13 protein-coding genes are annotated in these 14,424 nt (G+C 65.2%); 6 read left to right on the top strand and 7 right to left on the bottom strand.

What is annotated here, in order from left to right; all coding sequences use genetic code 11:
* Positions 1 to 237: a PLDc N-terminal domain-containing protein gene (locus tag IWX64_RS13395; protein ID WP_196867628.1), complete on the bottom strand. Its 237-nt coding sequence runs from the start codon at positions 235 to 237 to the stop codon at positions 1 to 3.
* Positions 238 to 323: 86 nt separating this feature from the next.
* Between IWX64_RS13395 and IWX64_RS13400 the strand changes: the two genes are divergently transcribed.
* Entirely contained in the window at positions 324 to 2,690 is a 2,367-nt protein-coding gene (locus IWX64_RS13400) for a phosphoketolase family protein (protein ID WP_196867629.1), read from the top strand.
* An 81-nt stretch (positions 2,691 to 2,771) separates the two neighbouring features.
* On the opposite strand, the gene IWX64_RS13405 is transcribed toward IWX64_RS13400, so the two are convergent.
* The 4 genes from IWX64_RS13405 to IWX64_RS13420 form a co-directional block, all read right to left on the bottom strand.
* Positions 2,772 to 3,623, bottom strand: a complete 852-nt coding sequence (locus IWX64_RS13405; RefSeq protein WP_196867630.1) for a universal stress protein — start codon at positions 3,621 to 3,623, stop codon at positions 2,772 to 2,774.
* Positions 3,620 to 4,072, bottom strand: coding sequence for a universal stress protein (locus tag IWX64_RS13410; protein ID WP_196867631.1), 453 nt, complete (start codon positions 4,070 to 4,072; stop codon positions 3,620 to 3,622). Before IWX64_RS13410 ends, IWX64_RS13405 begins: the two co-directional genes overlap by 4 nt.
* Positions 4,073 to 4,166: 94 nt before the next feature.
* Positions 4,167 to 5,789, bottom strand: coding sequence for a SulP family inorganic anion transporter (locus IWX64_RS13415; protein ID WP_196867632.1), 1,623 nt, complete (start codon positions 5,787 to 5,789; stop codon positions 4,167 to 4,169).
* A 35-nt stretch (positions 5,790 to 5,824) separates the two neighbouring features.
* Positions 5,825 to 6,220, bottom strand: coding sequence for an ArsR/SmtB family transcription factor (locus IWX64_RS13420; protein WP_196867633.1), 396 nt, complete (start codon positions 6,218 to 6,220; stop codon positions 5,825 to 5,827).
* Positions 6,221 to 6,405: 185 nt separating this feature from the next.
* On the opposite strand from IWX64_RS13420, the gene IWX64_RS13425 reads away from it, so the two are divergent.
* The 4 genes from IWX64_RS13425 to IWX64_RS13440 all read left to right on the top strand — a co-directional run bounded on the left by IWX64_RS13425 (position 6,406) and on the right by IWX64_RS13440 (position 11,341).
* Positions 6,406 to 8,826 (top strand): HAD-IC family P-type ATPase, encoded by a 2,421-nt coding sequence (locus tag IWX64_RS13425; protein ID WP_196867678.1) that lies wholly within the window; start codon positions 6,406 to 6,408, stop codon positions 8,824 to 8,826.
* A gap of 156 nt (positions 8,827 to 8,982) precedes the next feature.
* Complete coding sequence (locus IWX64_RS13430; RefSeq protein WP_196867634.1) at positions 8,983 to 9,441, top strand: universal stress protein; 459 nt, start codon at positions 8,983 to 8,985, stop codon at positions 9,439 to 9,441.
* The gene (locus tag IWX64_RS13435) at positions 9,438 to 10,487 is read left to right on the top strand and encodes an NAD(P)-dependent alcohol dehydrogenase (RefSeq protein ID WP_196867635.1); all 1,050 of its coding nucleotides are present in this window, start codon (positions 9,438 to 9,440) and stop codon (positions 10,485 to 10,487) included. The genes IWX64_RS13430 and IWX64_RS13435 overlap by 4 nt, the downstream gene beginning before the upstream one ends.
* The gene (locus IWX64_RS13440) at positions 10,484 to 11,341 is read left to right on the top strand and encodes a universal stress protein (protein WP_196867636.1); all 858 of its coding nucleotides are present in this window, start codon (positions 10,484 to 10,486) and stop codon (positions 11,339 to 11,341) included. The genes IWX64_RS13435 and IWX64_RS13440 overlap by 4 nt, the downstream gene beginning before the upstream one ends.
* Here IWX64_RS13440 and IWX64_RS13445 read toward each other — a convergent pair whose 3' ends face one another.
* On the bottom strand, positions 11,342 to 11,791 hold the full coding sequence (locus IWX64_RS13445; protein WP_196867637.1) for a pyridoxamine 5'-phosphate oxidase family protein: 450 nt from the start codon (positions 11,789 to 11,791) through the stop codon (positions 11,342 to 11,344). It abuts the gene before it with no gap.
* 135 nt (positions 11,792 to 11,926) lie between these two features.
* Here IWX64_RS13445 and IWX64_RS13450 point away from each other — a divergent pair, with 135 nt between their 5' ends.
* On the top strand, positions 11,927 to 13,597 hold the full coding sequence (locus tag IWX64_RS13450; RefSeq protein WP_196867638.1) for a GAF domain-containing sensor histidine kinase: 1,671 nt from the start codon (positions 11,927 to 11,929) through the stop codon (positions 13,595 to 13,597).
* Positions 13,598 to 13,722: 125 nt separating this feature from the next.
* Here the strand turns inward: IWX64_RS13450 and IWX64_RS13455 are convergent, their stop codons facing one another.
* Positions 13,723 to 14,397: a response regulator gene (locus IWX64_RS13455; protein ID WP_395939784.1), complete on the bottom strand. Its 675-nt coding sequence runs from the start codon at positions 14,395 to 14,397 to the stop codon at positions 13,723 to 13,725.
* Between the last annotated feature and the right edge of the window lie 27 nt (positions 14,398 to 14,424).

Consider the following 14,424-nt stretch of genomic DNA (forward strand, 5'->3'; position numbering starts at 1 on the left):
TTAGCGACGGATTCCCTTGAGGAAGTACAGCACCGGGCCAACGAAATTGAAGGCTATCGCTATCGCCCACAGACTCTTACGCCCATTGATCTGAGCCTCCGGTCGATTCGTCAGGTCGGTCCAGGCAGTGGCAGCAAGCGACAGCTGCACAGCCGCCAGGGCGAGGATCGCAGACTGTTGCCTCGCGGTCAGATCGCTCCATTTACGGGGCTTCTTCCCCCTGAATGTGATATCCATTTCCCCACCGTAGCTGCAACAAGTCACCCAGGATAAGGGTCTTTCGGCACTGGAACGGCAACCGAATTGCCATCAAGCTGAAGCCCATGAGTGAGACATCCGTCCTTAACCCTGCCCAACTGTCGACCATCAATGCGTGGTGGCGGGCGGCCAATTACCTGTCAGTGGGACAGATCTACCTCATGGACAATCCGCTCCTGAAGGAACCGCTTGAACCGGAACACATCAAACCCCGGCTACTGGGACACTGGGGGACGACCCCCGGGCTGAACTTCATTTACGCCCACCTGAACCGGGTGATCATGGCCCGCGACCTCGACATGATCTACATCATGGGACCCGGCCATGGCGGGCCGGCGGCCGTCGCCGCAGCCTGGCTCGAAGGGACCTACAGCGAAACCTACCCGGATATTTCCTTCGACGGCGACGGGATGCGGCGCCTGTTCCACCAGTTCTCGTTCCCGGGCGGTGTTCCCAGCCATGTGGCACCGGAGACCCCCGGCTCCATTCACGAGGGCGGCGAGCTGGGGTATGCACTGTCCCACGCCTACGGTGCGGCGTTCGACAATCCGGATCTCACCGTCGCGGCGATTATTGGCGACGGCGAAGCCGAGACCGGCCCGCTCGCCGCAAGCTGGCACTCCAACAAGTTCGTTGACCCGACGCGGGACGGGGCTGTCCTGCCGATCCTGCACCTCAACGGCTACAAGATTGCCAACCCCACAGTCCTCGCCCGGATCAGCCATGAGGAACTCGACGCGCTGCTGCGCGGCTACGGCCATACCCCCCACTATGTGGAGGGCTCCGACCCGGAGCAGATGCATCAGGACTTCGCCCGGGTCCTGGATGTCTGCCTGAACGAAATCCAGGAAATCCAGCACCGCGCCCGGATCGAGGGTGACGGTCATCGCCCGCTCTGGCCCATGATTGTGCTGCGCTCGCCGAAGGGCTGGACCGGGCCCGCCGAGGTCGACGGCGTGAAGGTGGAAGGCACGTGGCGCGCGCACCAGGTGCCCTTCAGTAAGGCGCGCGAGAACCCGGGGCACCGGAAGATTCTTGAAGAGTGGTTGCGGAGCTACCGTCCGGAGGAGCTGTTCGACGACGCCGGCGCCCCCGTCCCCGCCATTCGCCAGCTTCACCCGGTTGGCCCACGCCGGATGAGCGCCAACCCCCATGCCAACGGCGGGATGCTGCTCCGGGACCTCACGATGCCCAACTTCCGGGACTACGCCGTGCCTCTTAGTGCTCCCGGAACCGGCGCTGTGGAGTCCACCCGGGTGCTGGGCACATTTCTCCGGGACATCATGTCGTCGAACATGGACTCCTTCCGGGTGTTCGCCCCCGATGAGAACAACTCCAACCGCTTGGATGCAGTGCTGGAGACCACAGACCGGACGTGGAATGCCGAGGTGGTTCCCGGCGACGATCATCTGGCGCGTGACGGCAGAGTCATGGAAATCCTGTCCGAGCACACGTGCCAGGGGTGGCTGGAAGGCTATCTCCTCTCCGGCCGCCACGGGTTTTTCTCCTGTTACGAGGCGTTCATCCACGTGATCGATTCGATGTTCAATCAGCACGCCAAGTGGCTGAGCACCACCAACAGCATCCCGTGGCGGCGCCCGGTCGCCTCGCTGAACTACCTGCTGACCTCGCATGTCTGGCGGCAGGACCACAACGGGTTCTCCCACCAGGATCCGGGCTTCATTGACCATGCGGTCAACAAGAAGGCGGACGTGATCCGGGTGTACCTGCCGCCGGATGCAAACACCCTGCTGTCGGTGGCCGACCACTGCCTGCGCAGCCGTCAGTACGTGAACATCATCGTTGCCGGCAAGCAGCCCCAGTTGCAGTACCTGGACATGGAGGCAGCAATCCAGCACTGCATCAAGGGCGTCGGTATCTGGGAGTGGGCAAGCTCCGACGCTGGACTGGAACCCGACGTCGTCATGGGCTGTGCCGGTGATGTCCCAACAATGGAAACCATCGCCGCCGTCGAGATGCTCCAGAACTATTTCCCGGACCTCCGGATCCGGGTGGTCAACGTGGTGGATCTGATGAGGCTGCAGGACCAAAGCAGCCATCCGCACGGCCTGTCCGGACCTGAATTCGATGCGGTGTTCACCCAGGACAAACCGGTGATCTTCGCGTATCACGGCTACCCGTGGCTGATCCACCGCCTGACCTACCGCCACACCAACCATGACAACTTCCATGTGCGCGGGTACAAGGAGGAGGGCACCACCACCACACCGTTCGACATGTGCGTGATGAACCAGATCGACCGGTTCAACCTGGCCATTGACGTCATCGACCGGGTGCCCCGCCTCCGGGACGTCTCTTCCCATGCGCGCGAGGAACTGAAGGACAAGCTGATCAGCCATCACCACTACATCCGCACCGCCGGCGAGGACCTCCCCGAGGTAAGGAACTGGCAGTGGTCCGCTAGGACCTAAGCCTGCGGAGTTCACCCTGACCCCGGCCGCTTTCACCCAGATGTGGTCAGCGGCCGCCGGGATGGTGGCGAAAGCAGATCCTTAGCCCCGGGGTCTCCGGGAGATCATGATATTTCCGGGTGCGTGGTGCAGGATGGTTTGCGCGGTCGAGCCAACCGCGCCCAGGAAGTTCCCCTGACCCGTCTCGCCCACCACCATTATCCTGGCGGTTGTTGCAGCCTCAAGGAGGGTGCCGGAGACTGAATGCCCGGTGACCAGCACCGACTCGAGCTCGATGCCGGGCGCGGTCGCCCGGGCGCGGATCGCCGCGTTCGCGAGGATCTGCATGGCCTGCACGTCAGACCCCGGGTAGGAGTTGTTACGCCCAAAAAGGCGGACGTCGTCGCGAACGTGCAGGAGCTTCAGGGGCGCCTTCCATACGGTGGCCAGCGCGATGGCGTCGTCCAGCGCGGTGTCACTCTTCGGCGAACCGTCGAGGCCGATCAGCACAGGTCCGGCGGGGTTCGCCTGTGAGCGCACCACCACAACGGGACAATGAGCGGTTCCTGCCAGCTTGAGACTGACCGATCCGACCAGCAGACCCATGAATCCGCCCAGCCCGCGGCTGCCCACCACCACCAGGTGGGCGGTGCGCGACATCCGGTCCAGGATCGCCGAGGAGACCCCTGAGACAAGGCTCGTTTTCACCTCAAGGTCGGGGGCGAGCTTTTTCGCCTCCGCGAGGGCTTCGGCCACAATCGCCTCGGCCGCGTGCCTCAACCCGCTGTCAGCCACGCCTTCCACCGGCCCCAGGTCATCGGTGAACAGCGGCCAGATCCAGCAGTGCACCAGATGCAGGCTCCGCTCCTCCAGCACCGCCTGCCGGACGGCCCACTCGAGTGCCAGGCGTGCCTGATCTGAACCGTCGTAGCCAACGACGATGCTGTGCTTCATTCGGTGCTGCTTCCGCTAGGGGGAGAGTGCTTTTCTGGTCCATGGGCGATCAATACGGGGCAGGTGGCGTGCTCGGCGACCGCCGAGCTCACCGACCCCAGTAAAAGTCCGACGAACCCGCCGTGCCCCCTGCTGCCCACGATGAGCATCTCGGCGTTCCGGCTTTCGTCAAGAAGGACACCGGCCGCCGGTCCCTGGCGGGTTTCGGAGGCGATAAACGGTGGCGGTTCGCCGTCGAACGCCTTGTCCAACGCGGTGGACAGGATGGTCCGGGCGACGCTTTGTGGGTCCCACCCCGTGATGGGGAACTCGTAATAGGTGAATGGTACCTGCCAGGCGGCCACTGCAGTGATGGAGCCGGCGACGGTGGGAACCAGCCGGGCCGCCCATTGCAGCGCGAGAACGGACGACGGCGACCCGTCGACGCCGACGACGATGTGGTGCTCCATGACTGCCCTTCCCGGCCGATGTCAACTGTTTTCCCAGCGTCGTGCGTCCGGGTGGGCCAGTCCAGAGGCTTTGGTCCTGCAACTGTCGGGGAATCTAGGCGGGAGGTGGGACAGCGGCGGGTGTTTCCCGGTTACGGGAGACGTGGCTGCGGGCGTGCTCGATGGCGGGTTCCAGGGAGGTGAAGAGATGGTTGCGATGTCGGAGGGACTCAAGCACCCCCACCTTGGTGATCAGGCGCAGGTGGTGCTCCTGGACCCCCTTCACGAGCACGGTGATGCCGCGCCGTTCAAGTGTAGTGATCAGCTCCGAAATGACTTTCGCCCCGGTCGCGTCAAGGGACTGCAGCTGGGACATCCGGATGATGACCACCTCGACATTGTCGATGTCGCTAACCCGTTCCAGGACCCGCTCGGCGGCGGCGAAGAAGAGTGCACCCTCGATGCGGTAGACGGCAATCCGCGCGTCACCGTCCTGGGCAGGGCCGGTGATCTCCTCGCGGTGCACCCCGCCGGATTTCACCAGCGCCCGTAGGGCGAAGAACGCTGCTGCCAGCACTCCGATGCCCACTGCCTGGATCAGGTCGAAGGAGACGGTGACGACCGCTGTGACGAGGAGGACCACGGTGTCCCCGCGGGTCGACCCGACGACGCTGCGCAGGGTGGAGAACGAGACCATCCGGACTGCCGTCACCATCAGGACGCCAGCGAGGGCGGCCAACGGTATCCGGGACACTGGCCCCGTTGCGAGGTAGACCACGAACAGGAGGATGAGGGCATGGGTGATGGCGGCGAGCCGGGTACGGCCACCCGAGCGGATATTTACGGCGGTCCGGGCGATCGCACCCGTTGCAGGCATGCCGCCGAAGAATCCGGACGCTACCGATGCCAAGCCCTGCCCGAAGAGCTCGCGGTCCGCGTCATAGGGGCCGGTGTCGGAGATGGAGGTGGCCACTCGCGCGGACAGCAGCGACTCGATCGCGGCGAGGATCGCGATGGTGGCGGCCGGTCCCGCCAGCATGACGATGAGTTCCCAGTCCCAGCCGGGCACGGTGGGGGCGGGGAGGGAATCCGGAAGCGCGCCGATGCGCGCCACCGGCAGGGCGAGCAGTTCCGCCAGGAGGCTGGCCGCGATGATTGCGATGATGGAGCCGGGGATGCGGTGGTGGATCCGCGGTGCCACCACCATGACGAGCGCGACGAGCGCGACGAGTGCCGCAGCCGCCAGGAACTCGGCCGTCGACGAGCCGCCGACCGCCTGCAGCGCGGAGATGGCCGCATTGCTGCTGGGGCCGGCGTCGGCGCCCATGGCGGCGGGTACCTGCTGCAGGAAGATGATGATGGCGATCCCCAGGGTGAAACCCTCGATGACGGGCCAGGGCAGGAAGGACACCACGCGCCCCAGTTTCACTACCCCGGCGGCGACCACCATCAGCCCGGCCAGGACGCTCACCAGCGCCAGGGCCTGGATTCCGTGGGTCGTGATGACGGGCCCCAGCACCACGACCATCGCCCCGGTCGGACCGGAAACCTGGACATGCGAACCGCCAAAGATTGCCGCGACCAGGCCCGCAACGACGGCGGTGATGAGGCCGCTGGCCGCCCCGGCGCCCGAGCTGACGCCGAACGCCAGTGCCAGGGGCAACGCGACAATCCCGACTGTGAGGCCGGCAATGAGGTCCCCCTTCCAGGTGCGGGGCAGCTGGGCATAGTCCTTCATTGAGGGAAGCAGGGCGTGGAGTGCCGGGAGGACCCTCACTGGGTGTCTCGGGCAGCGGGTGAAGGGCCGGGGGGAACCGCTGATTCAAGGTTCACCTTGGTCACCTGGAGCATGTTCTCAAGGAGCCCGCGGGCCACCGCCAGCAACTCCGCCACGAGGGGATCGGCAAGGGTGTAGAACTGCTGGAGTCCCCGGCGGTCTGACGTCACAAGTCGATAGCGCCGCAGGACTGACAGGTGCTGGGACAGGTGGGAGGCCTCCAGCCCCGTTGCCGAGAGAAGATCGGACACTGACACCTCGGGTGAGGCGGAGAGGAGCTCAAGGACACGGATGCGCACCGGATGAGCGAGCCCTTTGAAGAGGTTCGCCTTCACCTCGTAGAGGGGGGCGCGGAAGTCACCGAATCCGGACGGCTGGCGTTTCTGATCCATCGACACACTGCTCCATCTAATTGACTGTTTGATCATTCTATCATTCAAGAGGGGTCGAAGGACTCTTTTCTGCGGAAGCTGCGGGTACCACACTGGATGAAGCTGCTGCGATCCTGCCGTGCTGACGAGAGGTGCACATCATGGAAGCAGGGGAGATGACAGGTCTACGCTCCGGGGGCGCTGCGATGGCCAGCAATCACACAGAAGATACCCCGCGTACGGGTCTCTCCTCAGCCGAGGTCACCGTCCGGGTGGAGGCGGGCCTCACCAATAACGTGCCCGATCAGTCAAGCCGCAGTCTCTGGGACATCTTCCAGGCCAACGTGCTGACGCTTTTCAACGCCATTGTTGCGGGCAGCTTCCTGCTGTTGCTCTTTCTTGGCCAGTGGCGGGACGCGCTCTTCGGATTCGCCGCCGTCGGCAACGCCCTGATCGGCGTCGTGCAGGAATATAAGGCCAAGCGTTCGCTGGATCGCCTGGCCGTCCTCAACGCCCCGCGGGCCCGGGTGCTCCGGGACCGCCTGGTGCAGGAAATCGACGTCGCGGACGTCGTCAAGGATGACATTCTGGTGCTTCGCGCCGGGGACCAGGTGCCCGCCGACGCGGTGATCCTCGAGACCAGGGGGCTTGAGATTGACGAGTCGTTGCTCACGGGAGAGTCCGAACCGGTCGACAAGTCCATCGACGACGAGGTGCTGTCCGGCTCCAGTGTGGTGAGCGGCCAGGGGTGGGCGGTGGTCAACCGGGTGGGCGCCGACTCCTTCTCCAGCCGCCTCACCGCCGAGGCGAAACGCTTCTCGCTGGTCCACTCGGAGATCCGGCAGGGCCTCAACCGGGTCCTGCGCTGGATCACCGCGGCGCTGCTGCCCGTGATGGTCATTGTTATCAACGGTCAGATGCAAAGCCAGGGCGGATGGGAGCAGGCGATCACCACCGGGGGGTGGCGGACAGGAGCCGTGGGCGCCGTCGCCAGCGTCATCGCGATGATTCCACTGGGTTTGGTGCTCATGACGAGCGTCGCGTTCGCGGTGGGGGCAGTGCGCCTGACCCGCCAGCAGGTGCTCATCCAGGAGTTGGCAGCGGTCGAGGGTCTGGCCCGGGTGGATGTTCTCTGCCTCGACAAGACGGGCACACTGACCGAGGGCATCATCGTGTTCGATGCCGTGCACGACGCCGGCACTCTTCCGCAGCAGGGGTGGAAGCCGGTGCTCGGCTGGTTCGGGGCGGACCCGAACGCCAACGCGACGGCCCGCTGTCTGACGTCGGCCTTCGAGGAGGCCGCCGCGCTGCACCCGACCGGAGTCGTCCCGTTCTCCTCCGCCCGGAAATGGAGTGCGGTCAGTTTTCCCAGCGGATCACCCCAGGCGGGGACCTGGCTCCTGGGAGCGCCGGAGATGGTGCTCGACCCTGACACCCCCGGTGCGGGGGCTGCGTTGCAGGCCGCGGCGGGGCTCGCCGGGGCCGGTTTCCGCACTTTGGTTTTGGCCTACTCACCGGCCCCGCCGGTGGTCCACGGCGATGATGACGCGGCACTGCCGCCTGAGCCGGTGCCGGTGGTTCTGTTGACCTTTCGGGAGCAGGTCCGGGCGGACGCCGCGCAGACCCTCGCCTACTTCGCAGATGAGGGCGTCGCACTGAGGATCATTTCCGGTGATGACCCCCGCACGGTTGCTGCGGTCGCCAGAGAAGTTGGGGTGGCCACCGGCGCAGGCTATGACGCCCGGGAGCTTCCGGACGATCCCGAGGAGATGGCCGACGTGATGGATCGCCACACCGTGTTCGGCAGGGTCACGCCCGTCCAGAAAAGGTCAATGGTCAGGGCGCTGCAGCGACGCGGCCACGTGGTCGCGATGACGGGTGACGGGGTCAACGACGCGCTGGCCCTGAAGGAGGCCGATATCGGCATCGCCATGGACTCGGCTGCAGCAGCTACCAAGGCCGTCTCGCGGCTCGTACTCCTGGACGGCCGGTTTGACCGGCTACCCGGGGTGGTCGCGGAGGGACGTCGTGTGATCGCGAACATTGAGCGGGTGTCGATGTTGTTCCTGGCCAAAACCGCCTACGCGGTGATGCTCTCGATCACGTTTGGCCTGCTGCTGTGGGACTTCCCCTTCCTGCCCCGTCAGCTGTCGGCAACGGACGGCATCACCATCGGTATTCCGGCGTTTTTCCTGGCTCTGATGCCGAACACCCGGCGCTACCACAGCGGGTTCCTGCGCCGTTCGCTGTCTTTCGCCGTGCCCGCGGGGGCAATTATTTCGCTTGCGGTTCTGGCTATCACCACCTATTCGGTGGTGACAGGCACAGGCACCCCCGCCGAGGTGCGGACCTCCTCGGCTCTGGTGCTGGCGTTGATTGCGCTGTGGGTGTTGGTTGTCCTCTCCCGCCCGCTGAACCGCTGGCGGGTGCTGATCATCGTCTCGATGTACACGGCGCTGGGCTGTGTGCTCACCGTGCCTTTCCTCAGTGACTTCTTCGACTTCACGGTGCCCGGGCAGTCGCACCTGAGGGCGTCCGGCGTCGTCGTCCTCGTCGGCGTGACAGCCATCGAAATCCTGTTCCGGTACCACCGCCGGCGGCTGCACAGTGAAGGGTCGAAGCCATGATGAGCCAACAACATCGAACCTGGTACGGGCGTTGAAGGACATTGCGTCACCTGCTCATGCTGAGGAAGGGCCCTAAGACCCTAACGCCCGGGGGAACTGCGGGTGACACTGGGAGGAGCTGCTGCAACCATGCCGCGCTGACCCGGGAGGCACACCATGGACGCATCCACCTCGCCCCGCATCGTCGTCGGAGTTGACGGTTCCGAACAATCGATCGCCGCGCTGCGCTTCGCGGAGAAGCTCGCGCAACCCTTCGGGGCCGTGATCCAGGCGGTCAGCACCTGGGAATATCCGGCGCAGTATGCCGGCTATGTCCCCATTGGGAGCGACAACTTCGAGGAAATTACCGGGAAGCATCTCGATTCAGCCGTGCAATCCGCGTATGGGGAGAACCCGCCGGAGGGGCTGGAGAAGCATGTCATTTTCTCCCACCCGTCCAAAGGGCTGATCAAGGCGGCGGAGGGTGCAGTGATGCTGGTCCTGGGTCGCCGTGGTCACGGTACCTTCAGGGGATTGCTCATGGGCTCAGTCAGCGGCGCCTGCGTGGCGCATGCCAAGTGCCCGGTCCTGGTGGTGGAAGGATCCACCGCAGAGCTGCCCGAGGACGCCGCGTGAGGGCTCTGCAGTACCGCACGGTCGGCGCTGCGCCGGAGCTGGTGGAGATCGCGACGCCCGTGCCCGGTCCAGGAGAGGTATTGCTGCGGGTCACGGCGGCCGGGGTGTGCCACTCGGACCAGTTCATCATGGACCTGCCCGAAGAGCAGTACATCTACGGACTCCCACTGACCCTGGGGCATGAGGGTGCCGGTACCGTCGAATCCTGGGGCGAGGGCGTCACCGGTCTGGAGGTCGGGGACGCAATGCTGGTCTACGGTCCGTGGGGCTGCGGCCGCTGTTATACCTGCGCCCAGGGGAAGGAAAACTATTGCGAAGTGGCGGCAGCACGGGGCATCCAGCCCCCGGGACTCGGCGCGCCGGGAGCAATGGCTGAGTTTCTCATCGTCGATGATCCCCGCCACCTGGTGCCGCTCGGCGACCTTGACCCCGTCGCCAGTGTGTCACTCACTGATGCTGGCCTGACGCCGTATCACGCCATCAAACAGAGCCTGCCGAAACTGGTTCCCGGTTCGACGGCGGTCGTCATCGGCGTGGGTGGGCTCGGGCATGTGGGGGTCCAGATTCTCCGGGCCATCAGTTCAACGACGATCATCGCCATCGACACAGCAGAACAGAAACTGGCGTTGGCGCTCGACGTCGGCGCTGATCACGCGTTGCTGCCGGGCGAGGAGGCCGAGACGCAAATCCGTGCCCTGACCGGCGGCAAAGGGGCCACAGTGGTCTTCGACTTCGTCGGCGCCCCCGTCACCACCGGTTTCGCCTCCCGGGTCGTCGCTGTGGGCGGGGACGTTGCCGTGGTGGGTGTGGGAGTCGGGACGGTCGACGTCGGATTCTTCTCGACCCCCTGGGATGCCGAGGCCCGGGCACCCTACTGGGGATCCCGGTCCGAACTGATCGAGGTAGTGGAGCTGGCGCGCGCGGGCAGGATTCACGTCGAGTTTGAAAGGTTTCCCCTCTCCGAGGCTCCCTCGGCGTATGAACGCCTCCGGGCCGGAACCCTGCGTGGCCGCGCGGTCATCGTTCCCGAGGGAAGCACGGAATGACCGATTCACGGCCCTCATCCCCGGTCCGTGAGCGTCCAATCGTTGTCGCCTTCAGGGACCAGGCCACGGGTCCGGCGATCCTGCGTTGGGCGGTGGCGCGTGGCACGCTCACCGGGCACCATGTGACGGTTCTCCACGCCATCCCCGATCCATCGCTGATCCCTCCAGTGGCGGCTGGCGGGACCCCCTATGGGAGCCTGATTGCCGCGGCTCGGCAGACGCTGGATGAGGAGTCGAGGAAGGTGTGCGCCGACTATCCGGCGGCGCACGTCACCGCGAACGTGCATTCCGGTGACATTGTCGACGCCCTCGTGAGTCTCTCCGCTGACGCCTCCCTCATTGTGGTGGGGGCCGATCGGATGGATCAACGGAACGGCGAGTATCTGGGGTCAGTGGGGCAGCAGGTGGTGCTCGGAAGCATCGCGCCGGTGGTTGTCATCCCCCGGGACGGTCCGGCCGTGCTGCCGGAGGCGGGAGCGGTGGTGGTAGGTGTGGACGGTTCCGAGGAGTCCCTAGCGGCGCTCCGAGCGGCTGCCGTCGAAGCATCGAGCGCGGATCGCGGGCTGGTGGTCGTCACAGCCGTCGAAGGTTCCGCCCCCGACCCGTTCGAGGATGGTAAAACCCAGGAGGTGTTCGCTGGGGTGCAGGCTGCCCACCCGGGCCTGGTGCTGTCGCAGGTGGTTGACCGTGAGCGGGCGCCGACAGAAGCGCTATCGTTTCACGCGGCCGGTGCGTACCTGCTGGTAATCGGCAGGCACGGACGTGGGGCACGGCCCGGCATTCTTCTGGGCTCGGTGACGCATACGCTCCTGTTGACTCCGCAGTGCCCCACCCTGGTGGTCACCCGCCGGTAGTCACTCGTCGCTGGCTACCGGTTCCCCGTGCTGGAGTGGAGCGGGGGTAACGGTGAAGCTCCGCCCGGTGATGGAAGCCGGAACGATCCGCATGAAACGGTCTTTGCGCCCGGGTTCCCACGCGTGCAGGGGGAGGTGGATGGTCGCGATCAGTTCGGCGGTCAGCTGGATCGTTGACGCATGTCCCTTGATCACTACGCTCCACGCCCGGGCCCCGTCCGCCATCAAGCCGTCAGCTTCGAACGCAATGGGCGCACCCTCGGCCGCGCGCTGCTTAGCTCCCTCGGCTGTTCGGAAAACCAGAGTGCCGTGGTCCACCTGGGTGTTGATCGGGAAGATCTCCGGCTGACCGTCAACGCACAGCGCGAGCCGGCCATAGGGGGAACCCCTGAGTAACTCCCAGCAGCTGTGGGCGGGCAAAACGGTGGTGGGTGTATCCTCGGAGTCCATAGCCCGACGGTATGATTCTTCGGCCCGTTCCGCTAGGGCCGGAAGACCTTATCCGCTGGGTCAGCTTAGGCAGGCGCCTTCACATCCAGCATGCTGACGGATTGAAGGTTCAGGGTTTAACCAGTGGAGCCGCAAATGAGTCCCGCACGAAACGCTCAGGTCGCCGATCCCGATGATTCGCTTCCCCCCACCGGTCCCCCCGCCGGTGGTATCGACCACCTGCTTGCCGGATTCGCTGCAATCGCCGAGAACCAAGGGTTGCAGACCGTCCTGGAGCGGGTGGTAGCCGCCGCGTGCCGGCTGGTGGATGCAAAGTTTGCGGCGTTGGGCGTGATCGGCCCCGACGGTGCGCTGAGTCATTTCATTACCGTGGGCCTGGATGAGGGCCAGATCAGCAGGATCGGTCCCCTGCCGGTAGGACACGGGGTACTCGGTCTCCTGATTACCGAGCCGAAGCCCCTGCGGCTCGAAGACCTCCGCCAACATCCAGCAGCATTCGGTTTCCCGCCGGGCCACCCTCAGATGACATCTTTCCTCGGCGTGCCGATCAGGGTCCGCGACACTGTCTTCGGCAACCTGTATCTGACGGAGAAGAACGGCGGCGGGGACTTCAGCCAATCCGATGAGGATCTCTCGGTGGCGCTCGCAGCTGCCGCGGGTGTCGCCATCGAGAATATGCGCCTGTTCGAAGCGGAAACCCGGCGGTCCAGCTGGCTCGAAAGTGGGCAGGATGCCGTGCGGACGGTCCTGAACACGTCCCCGGAGCGGAGCCTGAGCGATGTGGAACTCGTCGCCGAGCACGCGAAGGCGGCCTCGGGGTCCTCACTGGTGCTGATCCTCACCCGGATGGAGCCCAACGAATCCCTTTATTGCGAGGTTGCGCTCGGACTGCACAGCGACAGTCTCCGCGGGAGGCTGCTCGGTGACGGCTCGGCCCTGTGCAAGGTGATGCCTCCCTTCGGGGACACTGCGGTGCTGAACGGAGAGCTACTCCACAATGTGCTGCCCGCCACCGAAGCCACCGCATTCGATGCCGCGATGTCCACCAGAATCAGCGACCGGGGAACCCACGCCCGTTTCCTGGTGATTGTTCGAACCCGGGAAGATCCACCCTTTTCACCGGTGGACCAGCGGATGGTCGCGGCCTTCGCGTCCCAGATCTCAACTGCCCTTGAACTGACCCAGATGCAGATCCAGCGGGAACAGGACGCGGTCTTCGGGGACCGCGACCGGATCGCCAGGGACCTGCATGACCTGGTCATCCAGCGGATGTTTGCCGCTGGCCTGAGCATCCAGAGTCTCCGAAAGCATGTGGTGGGGGAGGAACCTCTCGCCCGGATCGCCTCAGTCACCACTGAGCTCGACGCCACCATTGGCGAACTGCGGGACACCATCTACTCCCTGCAATCCGTCACCCACAGCTCGGATGCGCTGAGCTCGCGGATCCTCGCACTGGTCCGCCGGGTGCTCGATGGGTCCGAGGTTGAACCGGTCATCCACTTTTCAGGACCCCTGGATACGGCCGTTCGGGAGGCGACAGCCACGCAGGTGGAGGCGATCCTCCGTGAATCCCTCTCCAACGCCCTGCAGCACTCCCAGGCGACCACGATCACGGTCGAACTGACCGCGGGCGAGCAGTCAGTCAACCTACGGATCTCCGACAACGGGCAAGGTTTTGAGCAGAACGGGAGGCGCAGTGGCCTGAGAAACATGCAGCACCGGGCTGAGGCACTGGGCGGAGCGGTAACCATCGAATCCTCGCTGGGTCACGGCACCACCATTGACGTGACACTCCCCCTGGGCTGAGAATCCTGGTGCCGACGACCCGTTGGGCTGAGAATCCGGTGAGCAACCCGGACCACCGGGGTCAACCTGGACTTTCGGGTCGGACATGTTGGCCACCGTGGTCCAGGTTGCTCACCGAACCAGCGTTAAGGGTGTGGAGCCGAGGTCTGTGGACGGGAAATGTAGACGGCCGCCTGGGTGCGGCGCAGGAACCCCAGCTTCGCCAAAACGGACGAGACGTAGTTCTTGATGGTCTTCTCGGCGAGGAACAGTTCGGCGCCGATTTCCCGGTTGGTCATGCCAGCGCCGATCAGCGCCAGCACCTTCTTCTCCTGGACGGTGAGCCCGGCGAGGCGCGGATCCTCTGGCTGCACCGCCGAGAAACCGGCGATCACCCGGGCCTTGACCTCCTCGTCGAAGAGCATTTCCCCCCGTGAAGCGCGGCGCACCTTGTCGAGCAGGTCCGAGCCAAGGATCTCCTTGAGGATGTACCCGGCAGCACCAGCGAGGATCGCGCCGCGGACGGCGTCGTCGTCGTCGTAACTGGTCAGAATGACGCACTGCAGCGTCGGGTCCACGGAGCGGACATCCCGGCACACCTCGATGCCGTTCCCGTCGGTCAGACGTGCATCAAGGATGGTCACATCGGGTGCCAGCGCCGGAATGCGGCGGACGGCTTCCACCGCTGAATCAGTCTCCCCGATGACCGAGAACCCCTCGCTTTCCAGCAGGTCCCGCAGCCCGCGGCGGACCAGCTCGTGGTCATCCAGCAGGAAGACTGTCACCGGGCTGGTTGAACTGGGCGCGTCGTGTGTCATCATCGTCTTTCATCATCCTTCAGTTGTTCA

It is taken from the genome of Arthrobacter sp. CAN_A212, assembly GCF_015752345.1.
In the GTDB taxonomy this organism is placed as follows: Bacteria; Actinomycetota; Actinomycetes; order Actinomycetales; family Micrococcaceae; genus Arthrobacter_D.

What these genes read in the sequence shown, in the direction of transcription:
- IWX64_RS13395 (WP_196867628.1), bottom strand. Translation starts at nt 237, where the DNA reads ATGGATATCACATTCAGGGGGAAGAAGCCCCGTAAATGGAGCGATCTG.
- IWX64_RS13400 (WP_196867629.1), top strand. Translation starts at nt 324, where the DNA reads ATGAGTGAGACATCCGTCCTTAACCCTGCCCAACTGTCGACCATCAAT.
- IWX64_RS13405 (WP_196867630.1), bottom strand. Translation starts at nt 3,623, where the DNA reads ATGAAGCACAGCATCGTCGTTGGCTACGACGGTTCAGATCAGGCACGC.
- IWX64_RS13410 (WP_196867631.1), bottom strand. Translation starts at nt 4,072, where the DNA reads ATGGAGCACCACATCGTCGTCGGCGTCGACGGGTCGCCGTCGTCCGTT.
- IWX64_RS13415 (WP_196867632.1), bottom strand. Translation starts at nt 5,789, where the DNA reads ATGAAGGACTATGCCCAGCTGCCCCGCACCTGGAAGGGGGACCTCATT.
- IWX64_RS13420 (WP_196867633.1), bottom strand. Translation starts at nt 6,220, where the DNA reads ATGGATCAGAAACGCCAGCCGTCCGGATTCGGTGACTTCCGCGCCCCC.
- IWX64_RS13425 (WP_196867678.1), top strand. Translation starts at nt 6,406, where the DNA reads ATGGCCAGCAATCACACAGAAGATACCCCGCGTACGGGTCTCTCCTCA.
- IWX64_RS13430 (WP_196867634.1), top strand. Translation starts at nt 8,983, where the DNA reads ATGGACGCATCCACCTCGCCCCGCATCGTCGTCGGAGTTGACGGTTCC.
- IWX64_RS13440 (WP_196867636.1), top strand. Translation starts at nt 10,484, where the DNA reads ATGACCGATTCACGGCCCTCATCCCCGGTCCGTGAGCGTCCAATCGTT.
- IWX64_RS13445 (WP_196867637.1), bottom strand. Translation starts at nt 11,791, where the DNA reads ATGGACTCCGAGGATACACCCACCACCGTTTTGCCCGCCCACAGCTGC.
- IWX64_RS13450 (WP_196867638.1), top strand. Translation starts at nt 11,927, where the DNA reads ATGAGTCCCGCACGAAACGCTCAGGTCGCCGATCCCGATGATTCGCTT.
- IWX64_RS13455 (WP_395939784.1), bottom strand. Translation starts at nt 14,397, where the DNA reads ATGATGACACACGACGCGCCCAGTTCAACCAGCCCGGTGACAGTCTTC.